The 21,987-nt window shown below is 54.4% G+C and carries 21 protein-coding genes; 12 read left to right on the top strand and 9 right to left on the bottom strand.

Features of this window, described 5'->3' with window-relative positions:
• Nucleotides 1-12 precede the first annotated feature (12 nt).
• From J0A66_RS09840 to J0A66_RS09870, 7 genes are all read right to left on the bottom strand, one after another.
• Nucleotides 13-2,040, bottom strand: coding sequence for a HAMP domain-containing methyl-accepting chemotaxis protein (locus tag J0A66_RS09840; protein ID WP_206573627.1), 2,028 nt, complete (start codon nt 2,038-2,040; stop codon nt 13-15).
• Nucleotides 2,041-2,229: 189 nt separating this feature from the next.
• Nucleotides 2,230-3,036: a symmetrical bis(5'-nucleosyl)-tetraphosphatase gene (locus J0A66_RS09845; protein WP_206573628.1), complete on the bottom strand. Its 807-nt coding sequence runs from the start codon at nt 3,034-3,036 to the stop codon at nt 2,230-2,232.
• On the bottom strand, nt 3,036-3,407 hold the full coding sequence (apaG, locus tag J0A66_RS09850; protein WP_439098865.1) for a Co2+/Mg2+ efflux facilitator ApaG/CorD: 372 nt from the start codon (nt 3,405-3,407) through the stop codon (nt 3,036-3,038). Before apaG ends, J0A66_RS09845 begins: the two co-directional genes overlap by 1 nt.
• Nucleotide 3,408: 1 nt before the next feature.
• Nucleotides 3,409-4,215 (bottom strand): 16S rRNA (adenine(1518)-N(6)/adenine(1519)-N(6))-dimethyltransferase RsmA, encoded by an 807-nt coding sequence (rsmA, locus tag J0A66_RS09855; protein ID WP_206573629.1) that lies wholly within the window; start codon nt 4,213-4,215, stop codon nt 3,409-3,411.
• Nucleotides 4,212-5,198 (bottom strand): 4-hydroxythreonine-4-phosphate dehydrogenase PdxA, encoded by a 987-nt coding sequence (gene pdxA / locus J0A66_RS09860; RefSeq protein ID WP_206573630.1) that lies wholly within the window; start codon nt 5,196-5,198, stop codon nt 4,212-4,214. Before pdxA ends, rsmA begins: the two co-directional genes overlap by 4 nt.
• 3 nt (nt 5,199-5,201) lie before the next feature.
• On the bottom strand, nt 5,202-6,482 hold the full coding sequence (gene surA, locus J0A66_RS09865; protein ID WP_206573631.1) for a peptidylprolyl isomerase SurA: 1,281 nt from the start codon (nt 6,480-6,482) through the stop codon (nt 5,202-5,204).
• An 11-nt stretch (nt 6,483-6,493) separates the two neighbouring features.
• The gene (locus J0A66_RS09870; protein ID WP_206573632.1) at nt 6,494-8,707 is read right to left on the bottom strand and encodes an LPS-assembly protein LptD; all 2,214 of its coding nucleotides are present in this window, start codon (nt 8,705-8,707) and stop codon (nt 6,494-6,496) included.
• Nucleotides 8,708-8,973: 266 nt separating this feature from the next.
• On the opposite strand from J0A66_RS09870, the gene djlA reads away from it, so the two are divergent.
• Nucleotides 8,974-9,819, top strand: coding sequence for a co-chaperone DjlA (djlA, locus tag J0A66_RS09875; protein ID WP_206573633.1), 846 nt, complete (start codon nt 8,974-8,976; stop codon nt 9,817-9,819).
• Between the two features lie 73 nt (nt 9,820-9,892).
• On the opposite strand, the gene J0A66_RS09880 is transcribed toward djlA, so the two are convergent.
• Both J0A66_RS09880 and J0A66_RS09885 read right to left on the bottom strand, forming a co-directional pair.
• On the bottom strand, nt 9,893-10,486 hold the full coding sequence (locus J0A66_RS09880; protein ID WP_206573634.1) for a peptidylprolyl isomerase: 594 nt from the start codon (nt 10,484-10,486) through the stop codon (nt 9,893-9,895).
• 18 nt (nt 10,487-10,504) lie between these two features.
• Nucleotides 10,505-11,641, bottom strand: coding sequence for a methyltransferase (locus J0A66_RS09885; RefSeq protein WP_206573635.1), 1,137 nt, complete (start codon nt 11,639-11,641; stop codon nt 10,505-10,507).
• 24 nt (nt 11,642-11,665) lie between these two features.
• Between J0A66_RS09885 and J0A66_RS09890 the strand changes: the two genes are divergently transcribed.
• The 11 genes from J0A66_RS09890 (at nt 11,666) to J0A66_RS09940 (ending at nt 21,986) form a co-directional block, all read left to right on the top strand.
• Entirely contained in the window at nt 11,666-12,280 is a 615-nt protein-coding gene (locus J0A66_RS09890; RefSeq protein WP_241264113.1) for an alpha-ketoglutarate-dependent dioxygenase AlkB family protein, read from the top strand.
• A gap of 287 nt (nt 12,281-12,567) precedes the next feature.
• The gene (gene bolA, locus J0A66_RS09895; RefSeq protein WP_206573636.1) at nt 12,568-12,903 is read left to right on the top strand and encodes a transcriptional regulator BolA; all 336 of its coding nucleotides are present in this window, start codon (nt 12,568-12,570) and stop codon (nt 12,901-12,903) included.
• 127 nt (nt 12,904-13,030) lie between these two features.
• Nucleotides 13,031-13,552: a TRAP transporter small permease subunit gene (locus tag J0A66_RS09900; RefSeq protein ID WP_206573637.1), complete on the top strand. Its 522-nt coding sequence runs from the start codon at nt 13,031-13,033 to the stop codon at nt 13,550-13,552.
• Complete coding sequence (locus J0A66_RS09905) at nt 13,552-14,922, top strand: TRAP transporter large permease (RefSeq protein ID WP_206573638.1); 1,371 nt, start codon at nt 13,552-13,554, stop codon at nt 14,920-14,922. The genes J0A66_RS09900 and J0A66_RS09905 overlap by 1 nt, the downstream gene beginning before the upstream one ends.
• A gap of 12 nt (nt 14,923-14,934) precedes the next feature.
• Nucleotides 14,935-16,032, top strand: a complete 1,098-nt coding sequence (locus tag J0A66_RS09910) for a TRAP transporter substrate-binding protein (RefSeq protein ID WP_206573639.1) — start codon at nt 14,935-14,937, stop codon at nt 16,030-16,032.
• 83 nt (nt 16,033-16,115) lie between these two features.
• Nucleotides 16,116-16,292, top strand: coding sequence for a YqaE/Pmp3 family membrane protein (locus J0A66_RS09915; protein ID WP_206573640.1), 177 nt, complete (start codon nt 16,116-16,118; stop codon nt 16,290-16,292).
• 91 nt (nt 16,293-16,383) lie between these two features.
• A complete protein-coding gene (gene fabV, locus J0A66_RS09920) occupies nt 16,384-17,562 on the top strand; it encodes an enoyl-ACP reductase FabV (RefSeq protein WP_206573641.1) in 1,179 nt (392 codons plus the stop codon).
• A gap of 462 nt (nt 17,563-18,024) precedes the next feature.
• Nucleotides 18,025-19,365: a Na(+)-translocating NADH-quinone reductase subunit A gene (locus J0A66_RS09925; RefSeq protein ID WP_206573642.1), complete on the top strand. Its 1,341-nt coding sequence runs from the start codon at nt 18,025-18,027 to the stop codon at nt 19,363-19,365.
• A gap of 3 nt (nt 19,366-19,368) precedes the next feature.
• A complete protein-coding gene (locus J0A66_RS09930; RefSeq protein WP_206573643.1) occupies nt 19,369-20,586 on the top strand; it encodes an NADH:ubiquinone reductase (Na(+)-transporting) subunit B in 1,218 nt (405 codons plus the stop codon).
• Complete coding sequence (locus J0A66_RS09935; protein ID WP_206573644.1) at nt 20,576-21,340, top strand: Na(+)-translocating NADH-quinone reductase subunit C; 765 nt, start codon at nt 20,576-20,578, stop codon at nt 21,338-21,340. Before J0A66_RS09930 ends, J0A66_RS09935 begins: the two co-directional genes overlap by 11 nt.
• 13 nt (nt 21,341-21,353) lie before the next feature.
• Entirely contained in the window at nt 21,354-21,986 is a 633-nt protein-coding gene (locus J0A66_RS09940; protein ID WP_206573645.1) for an NADH:ubiquinone reductase (Na(+)-transporting) subunit D, read from the top strand.
• Nucleotide 21,987: the final 1 nt, after the last annotated feature.

Consider the following 21,987-nt stretch of genomic DNA (forward strand, 5'->3'; position numbering starts at 1 on the left):
ATTCCTTTGTTGTCAGACCCTGAACTGGCGGATGGAGCCCTGCAGCTCATCGGCCAGGCGCGCCACCTCATGGCTGGAGTCTGTGGTCTGCTCGGCGCCGGTGGCCGTTTCTTCGGCGATGGCCACGATATTCTCCAACTTCTCGCTGATCTCCTGGGAGACCTGGTACTGCTCGCGAGCCGACTGCTCTATCTGGCTGGATACGTCGTGTGCCTTGTGTACAGCGTTGGTGATCAGATCCAGGGCTGAGGTGGCCTTTTCAGTCTGGGTCACACAGACCTCGGCCTGCTGTTTGCCCTGTTGCATCACAGAGACGGCCTTCTCGGCGCCAGCCTGCAGGATTTCGATCATGGAATGGATTTCCTGGGTGGACTCCTGGGTGCGGCTGGCCAGGGTGCGAACCTCGTCGGCCACTACAGCAAAACCTCGTCCCTGTTCGCCGGCACGGGCCGCTTCGATGGCGGCGTTCAGGGCCAGCAGGTTGGTCTGGTCGGCCACGCCGCGTATCACATCCAGGATACTGCCGATGCTGGCGCTGTCCTGATGCAGCTTGTTGATAACCTCGGCTGCCTGCTCCACGTCCTTGGCCAGCACCATAATGGTATTTTTGTTTTCCAGGGAGATGGCCTTGACCTTCTCGGCTTCCGAGTCGGCGTGGCGGATCTGGTTCAGGGTGTCTTCTGCACTCTGGGAGACCAACTGTGAAGTACTGTTCATTTCAGTAGTGGCCGTAGCGACCTGGGCAATTTGTGATTTCTGCTCCTGGATGGACTTGGTGGTCTGGGCGGTCACCGCAGAGGTTTGCTCCGAGGCTGCCGCCAACTGGGCAGCACGGGAGGTGATACCAGATATCAGGGCTTTGAGGCTTTCAATCAGGTTATTGCAGTTGGTGGCCAGTTCACCAAATTCATCCTGGGACGAGTCATCCAGCTTCTGAGTGAGATCCCCGGAGGACACCACGTGCAGCATTTCGTTGACCTTGTTCAGGGGCACTGTAATGGCACGGACACTGAAGAAGGCAATGGCTGAGGCAATCACCGCCGATACCAGCATAATGACAATGGTGCTGGTGGTGCCGGTGGAGACCGCATCGGCCACATCGCCCTTGACCTTGGTGGTGATCTGGTTGGCCTGGGCCAGCAGGTTCTCAAGCCCTGCCATGGCAGTCTTAATGTTAGCTTCAGAGGCTTGCAGGGCGCTGACGGCTTCAAGCTGGTTGTTCAGACGCTTGACCTGGTTGGCCAGAATGCCCTGTTGCTCGGCGCCAATGATATTGTCAATCTCAGCGACCATCTCCTGAATCTCATCCAGCATGCCACTGCTATCACGGCCCCCGGCGGCATCAGCCATCTTGCTGGCGGAACTGCGCACGTTGGCCAGCATCAGCTTGAGTTCGTTGCCGATGGTTTCGGCCTTGGTCAGATCCTGGGTTTTGGCATACTGGTTACCGACTGTTACCAACGACATAAGAGCGGTCTCCAGCTCTGTGCCTATCTTCGAGGCCTGGGCCAGGGGACCGTTGCCGCGTGCCGCGTCCAGATCGGAGAAATCCAGCAGCAGAGTGGAGGTGTCGTCGGTATTGTCTTCCAAATCACCCAACTGTGAGGCTATCCGCTGGCCGAGCTCCAGATCTGTGCGGCGGTTGTCGAACATGCGATTTACATTGCTGTGGTATTCCTCATAAACCCTCTCCACTTCGGCCAGGGTGCTCTTGAGTTCGGGCTGACCGCTGACGGTGCCGGTCAGGGACTGAAGCTCCTGTTCGAAATTGGTACTGCTGGTTTCAAAGCGTGCCAGGATATTGCCCAGTTGTTGCAAATCGCTCTCGTAGAAGGCTTCAATGGTCACCCTGCCCATATTGACATAGGAGACCTTCAGGCTACTGCTACCCTGGAGGGTCGGCAGGGCGAGGGTGTTCACTTCTTCGGTGGCAGAGTCAACACTGTCGAGATTGACCAGCGATACAATACTGACAAGGAAAAGCAACAGAGTGATGATGGCAAAACCACCGATGACACGCATTGCTACTGTTAATTTCATACGGGTTCCCCAACAAAAAACGCACGTGACCGGCAGATTGTCACAAATTTGACCGGTCAAATCAGCAAAAAAACCGACTAAAGGGCAAACTTTCCTTGTCCGGATTCCATTCTAACCATAAGCCAAGTCTTTGTATCGACGCAAAGATTTTATTTATGAGCCGGGCCTGAGCTCAGATATACCAGGCTTTCAACGTGAAAACTGAAAAAACTCTCCGCTTTCCAAGGCATAGGCGGTCAGTTTTCCCCCCCAGATATATCCGGTGTCCAGGGCAATCACCGCCGGATCGCCGGTGACGCCCTGCAATGCCGCCCAATGGCCAAAAATGATCCTGGCGTCTGCCGGTCGCAATAGTGCGGGATGGCGGAACCAGGGATACAGCTCGGATGGGGCATCCTTCAGGGCGGATTTGACCTTCAGATCCAACTGGCCTTGCCGGTTGACATAGCGCATACGGGTAAAGGCGTTGATACCAAACACTTGCTTGTCCATTGTCGACTGCACATCCGACCAGGCTTTTGCTTCGTTGCCATACATGGACTGCAGGAGTTGTTGCCAGTCCCTGCCCTGCAGTGTCTGGCTGATGTCACCAGCGATATCCAATGCCTGATGAAAGCTCCAGCCAGGATAAAGACCCGCATGTGACAGGAAGGTGCGCTCATCCAGCAGGACACTGACCGGCCTGTGGCGTAGCCAGTCGATCAATTCGTCTCGGTCAGGTGCAGCCAACAGATCGGCCAGTTTGTCCGATTCCTTGGCCATGCGAATACCACAATGCACGGCCAGGCAGTGCAGATCATGGTTTCCAAGGACGGTATTGAAGTGCTCCCCCAGGCCGGACAGAAAGCGTAGGGTCTGTAACGCTTCTGTGCCCCTGCCCACCAGGTCCCCGGCTGCCCAGAGTTTGTCCGGTCCGGGCTGAAAGTCCACCTGCTCGAGTAATTTTTGCAGGGCACTGTAGCAGCCCTGAATGTCGCCAACAACGTATGTAGTCATCAGTTGATCAGGTTGGGAACGGCCAGGCTGAACACCTGTATCGGCGCCTGGAACAGCCCGCCATCCGCTTTTTGCATTTCATAATGACCCTGCATGGTCCCCACCGGAGTTTCCAGCATGGCGCCACTACTGTATTCATAGGTCTCCCCCGGCCCAATCATCGGCTGCTTGCCGACTACACCGGCACCGGACACTTCGGTTGTCTTGCCATTAGCGTCCGTAATCAACCAGAAACGGTTCAGCAACTGGACGGGCTCCATGCCCCGGTTTTCGATAGCGATGTGGTAGGCAAAGGCAAACTCGTTGTTCGCCGGCCTGGAATTGTGCGGCAGAAACCGGGTCTGCACCTGAATGTGGATGGGCTTCATCATATCAGCCATGTTCCCTGTTGAGACAGTGATTAGCCAGTACGGCAAACTCCTGCAATGACAGATTTTCTGCCCTGCAGTCAGGGTTCAGGCCAAGGGCGAGGATCTCGGCCTCAGAAAGCAGCTCCCTGAGGCTGTTGCGGATGGTTTTTCGACGCTGATTGAATGCCATGGCGCATACCCTGTTAAGCATACTGATATCTGCCACCTCAACCGGCCTTTCGGCATAGGGGATCAACCTGACCACGGCCGAGTCCACCTTAGGTGCCGGCTTGAAGGCACCCGGCGGCACTTCCAGCACCGGCATGACCTGACAATAATACTGTGCCATTACCGACAACCGGCCATAATCCTTGTTGCCCGGACCGGCGGCCAGGCGCTTGACCACTTCTTTTTGCAACATGAAATGCATGTCCTGGATATGCCCGGTAAAGCTGAACAGGTGGAACATCAAAGGTGTGGAAATATTGTATGGTAGGTTGCCGAATACCCGCAGCGGCTGGCCATCAGTGGCCAGGCTGGCAAAGTCAAACTTCATGGCGTCCGCTTCGATAATATTCAGCTTACCGGAGATAAAGGGATGGCTGCGCAATCGGGCCGCCAGATCCCTGTCCAGCTCCACAACAGTCAGTCTGTCGACTTCATCGCACACTGGTTCTGTCAGGGCGCCCAGGCCGGGGCCAATCTCAACCAGGTTCTGTCCGGGCCTGGGTCCGATGGCATCGACGATCTGAGAAATAATGTACTGATCGTGAAGAAAATTCTGGCCGAAACGCTTGCGCGCCGTATGACCCAGATGCTGCTTGCTCACGAACGAACTCCTGCCATTTCTATGGCCTTGTGCAACGCGATGGCGAAACTGCCCGTATCGGCCTCGCCGGTGCCAGCCAAATCCAGCGCAGTGCCATGGTCTACTGAGGTGCGGATAAACGGCAATCCCAGGGTAATATTCACGGCGGCGCCAAAGCCTTTGTATTTAAGCACGGGTAGTCCCTGGTCGTGGTACATGGCCAGCACGGCGTCGGCCTGCTGGAGATACTTGGGTTGGAATATTGTGTCGGCGGGTAACGGGCCTTCCAGGTGGATACCTTCGGCCCTTAGCTCCTCCAGGGCCGGAATAATCACGTCCAGCTCCTCACGGCCTATATGTCCGCCTTCCCCTGCATGGGGGTTGAGACCGCAGACAAATATCCTGGGCCTGGCAATGCCAAACTTAAGCCTCAGATCCGTATTAACGATATGAATTACCTTGTGCAGGCGCTCACGGGTAATGGCACGGGATACATAGGCAAGCGGAATATGGGTAGTGGCCAGCACCACCCGCAGGCCCTCAGTGGCCAGCATCATGACCACATCAGGGGTGTTGGCCTGATGGGCGAAAAACTCGGTATGACCGCTGAACGAGACGCCAGCCTGATTGATGATGCCTTTATGAACCGGGCCGGTCACCACCGCATCCAGCTCACCGCTCATATTCATTTCGCTGGCCTGGCGCAGGGTTTCCACCACGTAGCCGCCGTTGGCGGCATCCAGCCTGCCGGGTACGACTTCGGTGGCCAGCGGAACATCGACAATGTAGGCCTGGCCTGCAGCCTGGGGAGCCATATTCTCCCGCATGTAGGGGATCAGCGTCAGCGGCAGGGCCAACTGCCTGGCCCGTTGCTGTAACAATTCACCACTGGCGACCACCACCAGTTGGGCTGGCCAGCGGCGCTGCAGCAGCTCAAGCACCAGATCCGGCCCGATGCCGGCAGGTTCACCTGGTGTGATGGCTATTCTGGGTAGTGAAGCCAATCTTTACTCCAACACCTCAATATAGGCCGAATCGCGCATTTCCCTTATCCAGTTGTCGGCTTCCTCGGCAAACTTGCGGTTAAACAACAACTGATACGCTTTGTCTTCCTGAACTTTATCGGTGACATCACCTACCCGGCGATCCAGTAACTGCGCCAGGTGCCAGCCGTGTGTCGTACGAAAGGGCTGGCTGATCTCCTGTGGTTGCAACTGGTTGAGCGTGTCCCTGAACTCCGGCACATAGACACTGGGGTCTGCCCAGCCCAATTCGCCCCCTTTAAGGGCCGAGCCGGGATCGGCAGAATGTTCTTTGGCTAATTCGGCGAAATCCGCCTCACCGGCAAGCACCTTGCTTCGGAAATCCTTCAGCATTTGCTCAGCTTTGTCCTCACTGAGGATAACGGAAGGTTTGATCAGGATGTGGCGGGCATTAACCTCGGTAATTTCCACTGTCTGCACGCCTCGCAGGTCTTTTATCTTGAGGATATGGAAGCCCGCTCCGCTGCGGATGGGGCCGATTAGTTCGTCTTTCTTCCTGTCCTGTACCACTTCGGCGAACAGGGTGGGCATGGCGTTGATGTTCAACCAGCCCATATCACCGCCTTCGAGCGCCTTGGGGCCCGAGGAAGAGGCAATGGCGATTTTGGCAAAGTCAGAGCCGTTGTTGAGGAGTTCCAGCACCTTGTCGGCCCGCTCGCGGGCGGACTCTATCTCTTCCGGACCGGGTTCGGGCGGAAAGCCGATCAAGATGTGGCCCAGATGATATTCGGCCTGCTGCAGGCCCTGCTGCTCCATCAGGCGGACCAGGCTTTCCACTTCCTGTGGCGTAATATAGATTCGGCGACGCACATTGGCGCGCCTGACTTCGCCGGTAATCAGTTCCTTGCGGACTTCTTCCCGGTAGTTGTCGTAGCTCATTCCTTCGGCTGCCAGCTTTTCTCGCAGTTCTTCCATTGTCATGCCTTCACCGCGGGCAATATTGGCAATGGTCTGCTCAAGCTGAGGGTCACTGATCTGGATGCCCATGCGCTCGGCCATCTGCATTTGCAGGTTGGTCAGGATCAGCCTTTCCGTTGCCTGGGTGCGCAGGGCTGCATCCGATGGCAGTTCCTGGCCGGAGGTGACGGCGCTTCTTTTCACCGAAGCCACCAGATCCTGAATTTCGCTTTCCAGCACCACGCCCTGATCGACGATGACTGAGACTTTATCCAGCTCCACCGGCTGGGCATACAAAGTGGTGCTGGTCAGCAGCAGGATAGAACAGAGTACGGCTTTAAATTTCATAGTTAACTTCATTAATTATTCAAAAAATAGGGTTGTCGGTAACCAAACAGGCCTTCATCCAGCAGGGACCGGGCGGCATTCTTGCTGCCCATGCCCTTGAACACGAATTGCAGTGAAATACCCGAATCAAACTCATTGGTGCTCTGACCGCCCAAGGCGTCAAATCTGTTGCTCAGATAGCGCTGTGCGACAAGCTGTACGGCCCAACAACAGGATTCGTATTGTATGCCAGTAAAGCTCTCAATGGTACGTTGGCCATCCAGATCCTTGTACCAGCGTCCTACCCAGTGCCAGTTCCTGGCCAGAGGCCAACTGGCCGTGAGGCCCAACTGGTCTATGGTCTGACCGGAAATGTCGCGCACATATCTGTGGTTGATCTGCACCAGTTTATTCTCTGCCAACTGGTAGTCCAGCGACAGGTTACTGCGTTCGACCTTTTTATTGGAGGACGACAGTTGTACTTCCGAATGCACGAACCACTTGCTGCTAAGTCGCCAGTCTAGCTCTGCCGCCAACGCGGACTTGTCGCCCTCACGAGTGGATTCCAGCAGCCGGGCATCGCTGAAATAGAATATCTGGCCCAGACTCAGCCGCAGTTGCTCCTGGCTGTTGGCATCCAGCAATCTTGTGGTCACCCCGACCGTCAGGTGGTTGGAATCGCTGATGCGGTCCAATCCGGTAAATTCCTGGCCGCGAAACAAGCCGATATAATCATTGAGTAACCGGCTGGTGTCATAAAGACCTATCTGCTGCTGCGCTTCGTAACTGGTATACAGATATTGGAATTTCGGCTCCAGTGTCTGAGTCATCTGATTGCCGAAGAGTTCAGTCTCCCGCTCAAAATTGATCGCCCCATACAGGCGGCCCTGTCCCAGCGTGCGGCTGACCTGTTCGGCCAGCGGCGAACCCTGCGGCACATCCTGACGGTACCAGGTCTGCAACAGACTGGCCTCAGTGACCAGTTCGCCCCAGGCATTATGCAGCGGCACACTCAGGGTGGGCGCCAGGTGGAGGCGGCTGGCCGAGGGAGTATTCTCCTCACCATCGTCGAAATAGGCCAGCTCGGAATCAAAGCGGAACTTGAGCCATTCAGACAGAGGGCGACTGTAATCGAGCTTCAGTTCCGGAATGGCGCGGTAACTGTTGGGATGGTCGCCGATAATCTCGAAGTCCTTGACCTCGGCGCTGAAATTCAGATTGGCCGAGTAGTAGCTGATACCCACATTCTGGTACAGGTGGGTGTCGGCGCGACTGAAATAATCCGAACCGAGATCGACAATATAGTTGTCATCGCTCAGGCCATTGACTTCGGCATTGACCTGCCAGTTATCCGATAGATCCCCATGATGCAGGTAACGGTAAAAATAACGGGCCTCATCGAACTCATAACGGCTGTCGTCGTGCAGGTATTCAAGATTAACCTGTCCTTCATGGGCTTCGGTCAGGTAACGAAACTCCGTCTTGAGTTGCAGGCCCCTGTCCGTCATGGCGCGGGGACTGATGGTGGCGTCGTAGTTAGGCGCCAGATTCCAGTAGACAGGTTGTTCATAGCTGATGCCAACCCGATCTGAGGTGGAAAACTGGGGAAATAAGAAGCCTGTCTGGCGCTGATTGGTGACCGGGAACTTGAAGTAGGGGAGGTAAAGTACCGGAACATCACCCAGATAGAATCTGGTATGACGCGCCGTGCCCCAGATTTCGCCGGGTTCCAGGCTGATGCTGCTGGCCTTGATTTGCCAGTCTTCCTGGCCAATGGGGCAGGTGGTGAAACTGACGTCCGTCAGTTCAATACCCTGGTCACCATTGACCTGGATACTCTGGGCCAGGCCGCGACCGGGAAAGTCCAGCATCTGATAACGGGTTTGGTCCAGTGCCAGCCTTCCTGAAGCCAGATCGACGGCAATCTGCTCGCTTTTAACCTGGATCTGCCCATCGATAAAACGAATATTGCCGTCCGCCTTTAATTGACGGCTGCTCTTGTCGATAACGGCGTGCTCGGCCTGGATCTGGCCCTGACGGCTGTGGATTTCCACTTTTCCACTGAACTCCGCCAGATTGTCCTGCTGAATATCGGCCTTTTGCGCCTTCACCTGAATGTTATCCGGATGCTCCAACTGCGGAACCTCATAAATCAGCGGCGCCTCCAGCGGACACAGCATATCCTGTGCGGCTGCATTGCTGCCAAGCAGCCAGACAAAGAGCAGTGATAAGCGCTGAAAATTCATGGGCAGTGGAGAAACTCTCAGGAATGTTTTAGTTATTGGCCGGTTAATCCGGCAATTTTAAGGGTTTCGACCAGTTTTACCAGCAGAGTTCAAAAAAAGCCGGGAATAACCTCTTTGATGGAGGGCCGGTGGCGCGATGCTTCTCTTCAAAGGGTTGATTCGTTATATTACCCGGGCATTGACAGACCTGTTGGTGTCAGTCCAAACCCGGTATTCCCGGGACAAGTTCATCCCGATTCGTCCTAAACAAGTAAAAGGAATCTTTCATGCCCATCTGGGGAAAACTGCTCGGTACCTTTTTCGGTTTCATGTTTGGCAGGATCCCCGGCGCCATACTGGGGTTTATTGTCGGTCACCTGTTCGACAAAGGCTACAGCCAGGATTTTGATCAGTTGGGCGGGTTTGGGCGTTTTTTCGGCCAGGGACAGGATTTCAAGCGCCAGGCAATTTTTTTCCATGCCCTGTTCGCCAGTATGGGACACGTGGCCAAGGCCAGCGGCCAGGTGACCAGCCAGGAAATCAATATGGCCTCTGCGTTGATGGATCAGATGGGGCTGAGGGGGGAAACCCGCAAAGAGGCCCAGCAGGCATTTCGTGAAGGTAAGGCAGCCGATTTCCCACTCAAAGATACCCTGCTGGAGTTCCGTGAGTCCTGTCATGGCCGGCGGGATATTATGCAGGTATTTCTGGAGATTCTGATCCAGGCTGCCTATGCCGATGGCAGTCTGGACGCTGCCGAACAGAAAGTGCTGGAAAATGCGGCTAACCATCTGGGCTTCCGTCGCCACGAGTTACTCTATCTGCTGTCTGTCTACGAAGCGGAGTTACGATTCCGTACCCGCAGTCATCAGCAGCGCAGCCGGCAGGGGGGGCACTCCCAGCAGGCTTATACGGAAGCGCACAGCCTGGATGATGCCTATAAAATTCTTGGAGTCAGTAAATCAGACGATTTGGCCAGTATCAAAAAAGCCTACCGCAAGCTGATGGCAGAACATCACCCGGATAAACTGGTGTCCAAAGGGCTGCCGAAACAGGCCATGGAAATAGCCAAGAACAAGGCGCAGGATATCCAGGCCGCCTACGAGATGATTCGTAAACACCGGGAGGGGTGAGGGAAAAGTCGTCACATGTCAGAAAAGCTATAACTTACAAATAGTTAAGTTACGCTTTTTCTTGCTCCTCCACTCAGAACTCCTGTGGCAGCAAGGTGGCTTTTTTCAGTATTACCGGCTCCTTGGGCACATCGGGCCAGCCCCAGGTGGGATCCACATGGGTTTCCACTGCAGCTATCTTGTCCAGAACCTCCATGCCATTTACCACCCGGCCGAACACCGCGTAACCCCATTTACGACCGGGATCCAGACTGGGATTGTCATTCATATTGAAGAAAAACTGCCGGCCGGCGGAGTGGGGATCGTTTTCCCTGGCCATGGCCAGTGTATAGATCTCATTTTTATTGCCGTTGCCTGATTCATTAAAGATGGTTTTCATCACGGGCTTGGTATTGAATTCCTTGTCATACCCCCCGCCCTGGACCACAAAGTCTTTGATAACCCGATGAAAAATCGTGTCCTCGTAGCTGCGTTTGTCCACGTAAAGCAGAAAATTATTGCTGGTAATGGGTGCCTTGATCCTGTCCAGCTCCACTACGATGTCACCCATGCTGGTTTCCAGCTTGACCTTAGGAAACAGATTGCCCGGTTGTAGTTTGGCCCCGTCATCCACGGCAAAAACCAGGGTGGACACCAGGGTCAGACAAATTGCCAGTAATACACGCATTGGCATGCCTCCTTAACCTTAACGTTTGAATGCAGATAAAATAACGAATTTATTGCTGGCTGCAACCTGTTGGCATCCGCCAAACAGTCGCTTCAGCTTGTTGTGATAGCCCAGATGGCGATTGCCGACAATTCTCAGTTCACCGCCGCGTCGCAGGGCCTGACGGGCCTCGACAAACATCTGCCAGGCAATATGGTCAGTGATGCGCTGCTGCTGGTGAAAAGGCGGATTGCACAGGATAAGATCCAGATCTTTTGAACCCACCTGCTCCAGACAGTTACTGGCGATAAACTCGCAGCGCTGAAGGTGTTGGGGGAAGTTATCGGCTACATTCAGTCTGGCAGAAGCCAGCGCCATGTAGGATTCATCGACAAAAACCAGTTTGCCGGGGGCAGAACGATCAAGCAGGCTCAGGCCCAGCACACCATTGCCGCATCCCAGATCCAACACCTCTTTGTTAGCTGCCTCGGGCAGATATTGAAGGAGGAACCTGGCCCCTATATCCAGTTGTTGGCGGGCGAACACATTGGCATGGTTATGGACGTTCAGTTGAGTCCCGTCCAGCTTCCAGACGGAGGGGTAAGGGGACGCATCGTCTTTTTTCCCTGTGGGAGTGCAATGGATTAGCCGGGCCTTCTTCCTGGCCAGGGAGGTGTGGGTGAGCCCCAGGTACTTTTCGAATAATGCCAGAGTGGATTTCTGGATCTGGTTGACCTTGGCACCGGCGATAATCCGGGTGCCCGGCGTGATGCGGGACTGCAGCAATACCAACTGATGTTCCAGTAAGGCCAGGGTCTTGGGTATTTTTATCAGCACAAGATCAAAAGTCGATACGGGCAGAATCAGGCTGTCACAAAAAGTGACATCGTCTGGGCTTAAACCGTTGAGGACCAGGTTCTGCTCGCAGGCCAGTCTGGACACATGAGAATCTCCGGACCAGACGGGGCGACACTCCGACAGCCAGCAGGTCAGGGCACCACAATCATCATTGAGGATCAGTAGCTTACCGGCGGCGCAGGGCTGGGGCTGTGCCTCCAGGGCTTCGATAATCAACTCATCGGCCGCATCCCAGGCCTGTTGACTCTTGTCCTGCAGCCTGGCCGGATAACGTTGCAGCTTAAGGCTGCGGTCAAAAAGCGTTAGAATCAGATTCATGGGTTTCCAACAGGGTAATAAAGATTGCAGCAAAGTCTGTTTGCCGAACCTTCTTTGATGCTGCCCGATGCGACGCTGACGTATCGGCAGGACTTCCTGGCGCCCGGCAAAGCCATGCACTTGCTGGACAGCCTCAAAGCCACGCTACAATGGCGGCAGGATCATATCAGACTCTTTGGCCGATTGGTCAAAATCCCCCGGTTGCAGGCCTGGTATGGCGATCCTGACACAAGCTACGTGTATTCCGGGCTGGAACTGCAACCCATGCCCTGGACCAATGAATTGCTTAATATCAAAGCCGCCTGCGAGCAGGTATGCCAAACCCGGTTTAACTCTGTACTGGCCAACTGGTACCGGGACGGGCAGGACAGCATGGGCTGGCATTCCGACAACGAACCGGAGCTGGGCGTGAACCCTGTTATTGCGTCTGTCAGTCTGGGGGAGATTCGGAATCTGGACTTTCGTCACAAAGTCACGGGACAGAGACTTCGCCTGCCGCTGGCGTCGGGCAGCCTGCTGATAATGGCAGGGACCACTCAGCTATATTGGCAGCACGGCATTGCCAAGAGTCGTAAACCAATGGGTGAGCGCATTAATCTGACGTTTCGCACTATCAGAGGTATCACTAGACAAAACTAAAACAAAGTAAAACAAAAGGTTACATTCACTTATCTGTCAAATGCAGCACAATACTCATGGCAGGAGTGATCCGGGGGGCCGTTATAAAAGGTTGAGAATGACCGTCGAAAAAATATATCAATGGGTGTCAGTGAGTTAGCTGCTGAATCCTTTCAACTGACTAAAAAGGGGGTTGTAACCCCCCCCGCAAAGGCTAAATTTAGAGCTGAGATGCAGACCATGGCTGGGGCCGCCAGATGACCCCCTACGGCAATGACGCCAAGTTAAGCTGTAAAAAGGATACCGAGATGAATATCCAGACCCGAATCGAAGAAAAACTCATCAATCACTTCCTGCCGGATTATCTGGAAGTGATTAATGAAAGTCACAAGCATAATGTGCCCCAGGGCTCTGAAACGCACTTTAAGGTGGTACTGGTTTCTCCTTCCTTTGTGGGAGAGCGCCTGATTAACCGGCACAGGGCAGTCAACGCCGTGCTCAAAGACGAATTGGCCGATCATATCCACGCCCTGGCCTTGCATACCTATACCGACAGCGAGTGGCGTGGCCTGTATGGCGGTGCACCGGACTCACCTGCCTGCCTCGGTGGCATGAAAAAGCCGGCCCAGAGTGTCAGCGCCTGACAGCAAGATAAAGTGAACAGAAAAGCGCCGGGGAGCGCTTTTCTTTTGGCCTGACAGGCCGCTCCCATTCCAATTCAGTTAAGTTTTTGTTAAAAGCTTGGGGCAAAGTACAAAACACTAAGAAGACATGACCTGCCCTTCAGCCCCTCCAGTTTGTGATTTTATTGACCGGACCAACCGGCGCCTCTGTGACCTGATCAGTTGGCTGACATTGCTGATGGTGCTGATTGTATTCACCATTGTACTGCTTCGTTATGGCTTCAATCTGGGCTGGATAGCCATGCAGGAATCGGCCATGTATCTGCATGCAATAGTCTTTATGCTGGGAGCTGCCCATACCCTCAAGGCTGATGGGCACGTCAGGGTGGATATCTTTTACCGCAGGATGTCGGCACGCGGTCGTGCCAGGGTGGATATGCTCGGGGCTCTGCTGCTGCTGGTGCCGGTCAACCTGTTTATACTGGCGATGAGCTGGGATTATGTGTTGAACTCCTGGATGCTGCTGGAAGATTCGCCGGAAGCCGGCGGGCTGCCCCTGGTCTTCCTGCTCAAGAGCCTTATTCCCCTGTTTTCCATCACCATGACTCTGCAGGCACTGGCCCAGACCTACTTGCATTGGCAAACCCTCAGGAAGGGGCGGAAAAACTGATGGAATTCCTTGCCCTGATATTGTTTGTGCTGGTCTGCCTGGTATTGATGCTGGGCTATCCTGTGGCTTATTCACTGGCCGGCACCTCTTTGCTTTTTGCCTGTCTGTGCTGGATGTTCGGGGTCTTCGATATGGCCTACCTGCATGCGTTGCCCAGCCGACTTTACGGGATCATGACCAACCAGACTCTGCTGGCGGTACCACTGTTTGTCTTCATGGGGGTAATGCTGGAAAAATCACGGGTTGCAGAGCAGTTACTGACAGCCATGGCGCAATTGTTTGGTCGCTATCGGGCGGGTCTGGCCATTTCGGTAATCCTGGTGGGAATGCTGATGGCTGCCAGTACCGGCATAGTCGGGGCCACGGTCGTTACCATGGGGTTGTTGTCTCTGCCCTCCATGCTTAAGCGTGGTTATGATCCGGCCCTGGCTACCGGCAGCATCTGCGCCACCGGCACCCTGGGGCAGATTATACCGCCATCCATTGCCCTGGTGCTGCTTGGGGATGTTTTGTCCAGCGCCTATCAGCAGGCCCAACTGGATATGGGCATCTTTTCGCCCGATTCAGTATCGGTGGGCGACTTGTTCGTCGGCGCTATAATTCCAGGACTGATGCTGGTCGGAATGTATCTGTTATATGTGCTGGGCATGGGGTTGTTCCGTCCACAGGCATTTTCCCGGGACACGCCTGGACCGGCCGAGAAGCTCAGGTTGGGCCTGCTGTTGAGGGCTCTGCTTCCGCCCCTGATGTTGATGGTGGTGGTGCTGGGTTCAATTCTGTTGGGGCTGGCCACCCCTACCGAGGCGGCCGGGGTCGGCGCGGTGGGCGCCATTGTGCTGGCTGTCTCAAGCAGGGAGTTAAACCTGCAAAGGCTCAAAGAGGTGATGCTCAGCACCACCAAAGTGACCAGTATGGTATTTCTTATCCTGATTGGTGCGTCGGTTTTTTCACTGGTATTTCGCGGGCTGGGCGGTGAGACGCTGATTGAGGATTTCTTTGCTGGTCTGCCCGGGGGCGTGGTCGGTGCCATGATGCTGGTGATGCTGGTCATCTTCCTGCTCGGTTTTATTCTGGACTTTATTGAGATTACCTTTGTGGTGGTGCCCATCGTCGGGCCGGTGCTGCTGGCCATGGGGGTGGATCCGGTATGGCTGGGTATTATGATTGCCATCAACCTGCAAACCTCTTTTCTCACGCCCCCATTTGGCTTTGCGTTGTTCTATCTGCGCGGCGTGGCGCCACCCGAAGTCCGGACCTCGGACATGTATCGGGGGGTCGTGCCATTTATTGGTATCCAGCTTATGCTATTGGCCATGCTGGCGCTCTGGCCGGAACTGGCAACCTGGCTACCAGAAGTCTTGTATAACTAACAAGGAATCACAATGACGTTGAAATCAATACTGTTGGCTGTGCTGCTGACAGGGATCATTGGCTGTGGCCAGAAAACGGACCAGCAGGGTCAGGCGACAGCCGACCAACAAACCTTTGAGTGGAAACTGGTTACCTCCTGGCCAAAAAACTTTCCGGGTCTGGGACGGGGACCTGAGACCTTCGCCAAGTATGTTGAGCGGATGTCAAATGGTCGGTTGAAAATTAAAGTCTACGGAGCCGGAGAACTGGTGCCCGGATTTGAGGTATTTGATGCGGTATCCAGTGGCACGGTGCAGATGGGGCATGCGGGCAGCTATTACTGGAAAGGCAAGGCGCCGGCTGCACAGATATTCACGGCTATTCCCTTTGGCATGAACGTGACCGAAATGAATGCCTGGATCCATTACGGAGGCGGGCTGGAACTTTGGCGCGACCTGTACAGGCCGTTTGGAGTCATCCCCTTTGCCGGCGGCAATACCGGTGTGCAGATGGCCGGCTGGTTCAAGAAAGAGATTAACAGTATCGAAGATCTGCAGGGTCTGAAGATGCGTATACCGGGGTTGGGAGCGGAAGTGCTGAAAAAGGTCGGGGGCGTGCCCGTGGCGCTGACCGGCGGCGAGATATTCACCTCCTTGCAGACCGGCGCCATTGACGCCACCGAATGGGTGGGGCCCTATAATGATCTCGCCTTTGGTTTGCATAAGGCAGCCGACTACTACTATTACTCAGGCTGGCATGAGCCTGGTGCCATGCTGGAATTTACCGTGAACGAGAAGGCGTTCAACAGCCTGCCCCAGGATTTGCAGGCCATAGTCGAAATCGCCACCCGGGCGGTAAATCAGGACATGCTGGATGAGTACACGGCGCGCAACAATGAAGCCATGGCAGCGCTTCGGGACAAGCATGGTGTCGATGTCCGCCCTTTACCGGATGATGTAATGCAGGCACTGCATGATGCTTCGGTTCAGGTGATGGAAGAACAGGCGGTCCAGGATCCCCAGTTTGCCAAAATCTATGCGTCCTATCGCCAGTTTCAGCAACAGGTAAGCAGATATCACAAGCTCTCAGAATATGAGTATTACAAGAATCGGGCGAATACTTCCGACTGAGGGGCGTTTTACGCCCCTTTCTTTTCTTCGCTTTGTGGCACTATGCTTGAAACGGGCTACTGATACCAAAAGGGGAGAACTCCATGCAAAAAGTCAATCCGGTTAACCTGATCCTGGCTATTTTTCTGCCGCCCATCGGAGCGTTGCTGCAAGTGGGATTGACCACCCACTTCTTTATCAATGTACTGCTGACTATCCTGGGTGTTATCCCCGGCGTCATTCACGCAGTATGGCTGGTGCTGACCGACAAGAAGGGCTGACAGGACAATAGTCGGGTGGGAAGCTGCTCAGAGTTGTTTCCTGGCTCATGCCTTATACAATGGCGCCACTTTTCAAAAAGGAAGACATGATATGGTAATTCAGCCCAAGATCCGTGGCTTTATTTGTACCAACGCTCACCCCGTGGGCTGTGAAGTTAACGTACAGAAACAGATAGACTATGTAAAACAGCAGGAAAGCAGCAGCAAGGGGCCGAAAAATGTGCTGGTGCTGGGATGTTCCACCGGCTACGGTCTGGCTTCCCGCATTGTGTCTGCCTTTGGCCATGGGGCCAAAACCCTGGGAGTCTGTTTCGAAAAAGAACCCAGTGAGCGCAAGACCGGTACCGCAGGCTGGTATAATACCGCCGCCTTCCATGACAAAGCCAAAGCTGAGGGGCTTTATGCCCGCACGCTCAACGGCGACGCCTTCTCCAACGAAATGAAAAGGGATGTGATCGAGGCCATCAAGCAGGACCTGGGTAAGGTAGACCTGGTGGTTTACAGCCTGGCGTCCCCACGCCGCACCGATCCCAACAGTGGTGAGACCTTTAAGTCCGTGCTTAAACCTATAGGTCAGGCCTACAGTACCAAGACTTACGACACTGACAAAGATCTGGTGCATACCATCGACCTGGAGCCAGCCACCGAGGAAGAAATCCGGCAGACAGTCAAAGTCATGGGCGGCGAAGACTGGGAAATGTGGATCGATGCCCTGGATCAGGCCGGTGTACTGACCGAAGGGGCCATCACTACAGCCTATACCTATATTGGCAAGGAATTGACCTGGCCCATCTATGGCCATGCCACTATCGGCAAGGCCAAGGAAGATCTGGACCGGGCCGCTTCCGCCATCAACACATCCAAGGCAGATAAAAATGTCAAAGCCTACGTTTCCTCACTCAAGGCCCTGGTGACCCAGGCGTCTTCCGCCATTCCTGTGATGCCTTTGTATATTTCCCTGATTTATAAGGTAATGAAGGAAGAAGGCACCCATGAAGGCTGTATCGAACAGATCCAGGGACTGTTTAACGAGAAGCTCTTTGATGCCAATCCCGACACGGATGAGGCCAACAGGTTGCGTATGGACGGCAAGGAAACCAATGAGGCCACCCAGGCAAAGATCAAAGCCCTCTGGGACCAGGTTACACAGGAAAATTTTCATCAACTCAGTGATTATGCCGGTTACCATCAGGAGTTTTTGCACTTGTTCGGATTTGGCTTCGATGAAGTCGACTATGACGCCGATGTCAGTCCGTTAGCGGACTGGTAATACTGATTGACACAAAGCCGCTTACAAAGCGGCTTTGTTTTTTCAGATAAAAAAACCACCTTCGCCCGGCGGCGAAAACTGCGTTCTATACCACCAAAGTCACAGGACAAATCAAACATTTGCATGGCGAAACAGGCCAGGTTGATGCTAAAATGCCGGGTTTGAGAGATAGGTCTATCTTTTTCAAAGATTCCATCCAGTGACACTCAGTATGTTGGCTTTCTGGCCGGCAGGTCTGCATGGTGTCGCATTGTCCCCTTTGGCTTAACAGGTCGGACGGGGATTCAAAACGGTTGTCGGCCGCTTTGATGAAGGTGGAAGCCTTAAGCTGGAAATTGCAGGCGCTTGTTACTGGATAACAGACAACAGGTGGGGTTAGTTTCGAATACTCATCAGCATGGGTTGTCATACAGCGGCAGCTTATCCTGATGAGTATTCAGTAAATAAGTAGTGCAATTACATATGATTAAAATCACCAAAGGGTTGGATCTCCCGATTAAGGGAGCGCCACAACAGCAAATCCATGACGGTGCCCGGGTCAACCGCGTAGCGATCCTGGGTGAGGAATATGTCGGAATGCGGCCTACCATGGCTGTTCAGGAAGGCGATAAAGTCAAAAAAGGCCAGGTGCTTTTCGAAGACAAGAAAAATCCCGGCGTCAAATTTACTGCTCCTGCGGCAGGGACTGTCAGGGAGATTAACCGTGGCGCCAAGCGTGTGCTGCAATCTGTTGTGATAGAGCTGGAAGGGGACGAACAGGAAACCTTTGCCAGGTATGAGACAACGCAACTGGCTTCTCTGAGCCGTGATGAGGTGGAAAAGAACCTGGTGGATTCAGGTTTGTGGACTGCCTTGCGTACCAGGCCTTACAGCAAGTCCCCGGCACTGGGCAGCAGTCCAAGGGCCATCTTTGTTAATGCGATGGACACTAATCCCCTGGCTGCCGATCCTGCTGTGATTATTGCCGAGCGCAAAGACGACTTCGTCAATGGCCTGGCTGTGCTGCGGCGGCTGACCGAAGGCAAGCTCTATGTCAGCAAGGCTCCCGGTGCCGATATTCCTACTGGGGATATCAAGGCGGAGGTTAACGAATTTGCCGGTCCCCATCCAGCCGGCCTGGTCGGTACCCATATCCATTTCCTGGATTCTGCAGGCGCCGGTAAAATGGTCTGGCATATCAACTATCAGGATGTGATGGCCATCGGCAGTCTGTTCACCACGGGTGAGCTGGATAACCGCCGGGTCGTCTCCCTGGCCGGCCCGGCGGCGAAGAATCCCCGTCTGGTGCGCACTGTGCTGGGCGCCAACACGGAACAGCTGACCGTCGGTGAAATGACAGGTGGAGAGGTCCGTGTGGTATCGGGTTCCGTGCTCTGTGGTACGCATGCCCACGGCGTGCATGGCTATCTTGGCCGCTTCCACCTTCAGTTGAGCCTGCTGGCCGAAGGACGCGAAAAAGTACTGTTCGGCTGGTTGCGTCCGGGCAGCGACATGCACTCCGTGACCCGTGCCTACCTGGGGCATTTGAGCCCCAAGCGCTTGTTCAGCATGACCACCAGCACTAACGGCTCGGATCGCGCCATGGTGCCCATTGGTAACTACGAACGCATCATGCCTCTGGATATTCTTCCCACTCTGTTGCTTCGTGACCTGTTATCCGGCGATACGGACAGCGCCCAGACACTGGGTTGCCTGGAGTTGGATGAAGAAGATCTTGGATTGTGCACCTATGTGTGTCCCGGCAAGTACAACTATGGACCGGTACTGCGTGACTGTCTGACCAAGATTGAGAAAGAGGGCTGATCCATGAGCTTGAAAGAATATCTCGAGAAAATCGAACCCAACTTTGAGCCGGGTGGTAAATACGAAAAATGGTATGCCCTGTATGAAGCAGCCGCCACCATTTTCTATACCCCCGGACTGGTGAACAAATCCGTTACCCATGTGCGCGACAGCATCGATCTGAAACGCATCATGATCCTGGTCTGGATGGCGACCTTCCCGGCCATGTTTTACGGTATGTATAACGTCGGTCTGCAGGCGCACAACGCCCTGTTGGCCGGTGCATCCTGGTCTGCCACGGTGGACGCCTACTGGCAGGCCGGCCTGTTCGCAGCCCTGGGCGGTGAACTCGGTACTGAAGCGACGGGTGGGCTGGCCATGTTCGGCTATGGCGCCTGTTTCTTTGTGCCCATCTACGCGGTGACCTTTATTGTCGGCGGCTTCTGGGAAGTCTTGTTTGCTTCGATACGTAAACACGAGGTGAATGAAGGCTTCTTCGTTACTTCGGTGCTGTTTGCCCTGACCCTGCCGGCAACCATCCCCCTGTGGCAGGTGGCCCTGGGTATCAGCTTCGGTGTGGTCATCGCCAAGGAAATCTTCGGTGGTACCGGCCGTAACTTCCTTAACCCTGCCCTGTCCGGTCGTGCCTTCCTGTATTTTGCCTACCCGGCACAAATTTCCGGTGACACCATCTGGACAGCGGTTGACGGTTTCTCCGGTGCCACATCCCTGAGTCAGGCGGCATCCGGTAGTCTGGATTATGCCAATACCCAACTCTGGTGGGATGCTTTCCTGGGTAATATCCAGGGTTCAGTAGGCGAAGTCTCCACCCTGGCCATTATGATTGGCGGTTTGTTCATCATTTATATGCGCATCGCATCCTGGCGTATCGTGTTTGGTACCCTGGCCGGTATGGCGTTGTTCGCGACCCTGCTAAACATGATCGGCAGTGACACTAACCCCATGTTCGCCATGCCCTGGCATTGGCATCTGGTAACCGGTGGTTTTGCCTTTGCCCTGTTCTTTATGGCAACGGACCCGGTTTCCGCGTCCTTTACCAATCAGGGCAAGTGGGCGTTCGGTCTGTTGATCGGCTTTATGACTGTAATGATCCGTGTGCTTAACCCGGCCTTCCCGGAAGGCGTGATGTTGGCGATCCTGTTCGCCAACCTGTGGGCACCTTTATTCGACTACTTCGTTGTTCAAGGCAATATCAAACGGAGGATGGCGCGTGTCAGCTAAGAAAGAAACTCTCGGAAAAACCGTCGGCATCGTTGTCGCGGTCTGTCTGGTTTGCTCCATTGTGGTATCCGGTGCTGCGGTAGGCTTGCGCTCACTGCAGCAAACCAATGCGGCTCTGGACAAGCAAAGCAATATCCTTGCAGCGGCGGGCCTGCTGGCTGACGCCAAAGGTGACATCGCCGGCACCTACGAAGCGCGTATCGAAGAGCGTTTTGTCAACCTGGAAACGGGTGATTATGTAGAGAATCCACAGGACTACCAGACCTACGATATGTACAAGGCAGCCAAGGATCCTGCTACCAGCACCAAGGTGGAAAACAGTAATGTGGGCTTCCAGCGCAAACCCAATGTGGCGTCCGTCTATCTGGTCGAGAACGAGGCCAACGAAGTCACCCGTATTATTATCCCTGTGCACGGTAGCGGTCTGTGGGATCTGATGTATGGCTTCCTGGCGATAGATGCCGACGGCAACACGGTGCGTGAGCTGGTTTACTACCAGCAAAAAGAAACCCCCGGACTTGGCGGTGAAGTGCAAAATCCAGACTGGATGGCCAAGTGGGACGGCAAGAAGCTTTACAGGGATGGCGAGGTAGTCATCGAAGTAAAGAAAAATGCGTCACCCGACAATCCTTACTCAGTGGATGCGCTGTCTGGCGCCACCCTGACCAGCAACGGCGTGCAGAATACGCTGGATTTCTGGCTGGGTGAGCAGGGCTTCGGTCCGTTCCTGTCCAAGCAACCCTGGAAGTCTTGAGGAGGCAATAACAATGGCAATGTCCAAAGAAACCAAAAAGGTATTGTTCGGGCCGATTCTGGACAATAACCCCATCGCCCTGCAGATACTGGGTATCTGCTCGGCACTGGCGATTACCACCAAGTTGGAAACGGCACTGGTTATGTCCCTGGCCCTGACCTCGGTGACCGCTTTCTCCAACCTGTTTATTTCCCTGATCCGGAATCAGATCCCGTCCAGCGTGCGGATCATCATCCAGATGACCATTATCGCCTCGCTGGTAATCGTAGTGGATCAGATCCTCAAGGCCTATTCCTATGAGATCTCCAAACAGCTCTCGGTGTTCGTGGGCCTGATTATCACCAACTGTATCGTGATGGGACGGGCAGAGGCGTATGCCATGAAGAATCCGCCCATGATGAGCTTCCTGGATGGTATAGGTAATGGCCTGGGCTATTCCTTTATTCTGGTCATTATCGGCACCATCAAGGAACTGTTCGGCTTCGGCACTATTCTGGGCTTTGAAATCCTGCCGTTGGTGCAAAACGGTGGCTGGTATCAGGGCAACGGTCTGCTGATTCTGCCGTTCAGCTCCTTCTTCCTGATCGCTGGCATGATCTGGTTTATCCGTACCATTCGTCCTCAGCAAGTTGAGCCCAAGGAGTAAG

Source organism: Bowmanella dokdonensis (assembly GCF_017254865.1).
Taxonomy (GTDB): Bacteria; Pseudomonadota; Gammaproteobacteria; order Enterobacterales; family Alteromonadaceae; genus Bowmanella; species Bowmanella dokdonensis.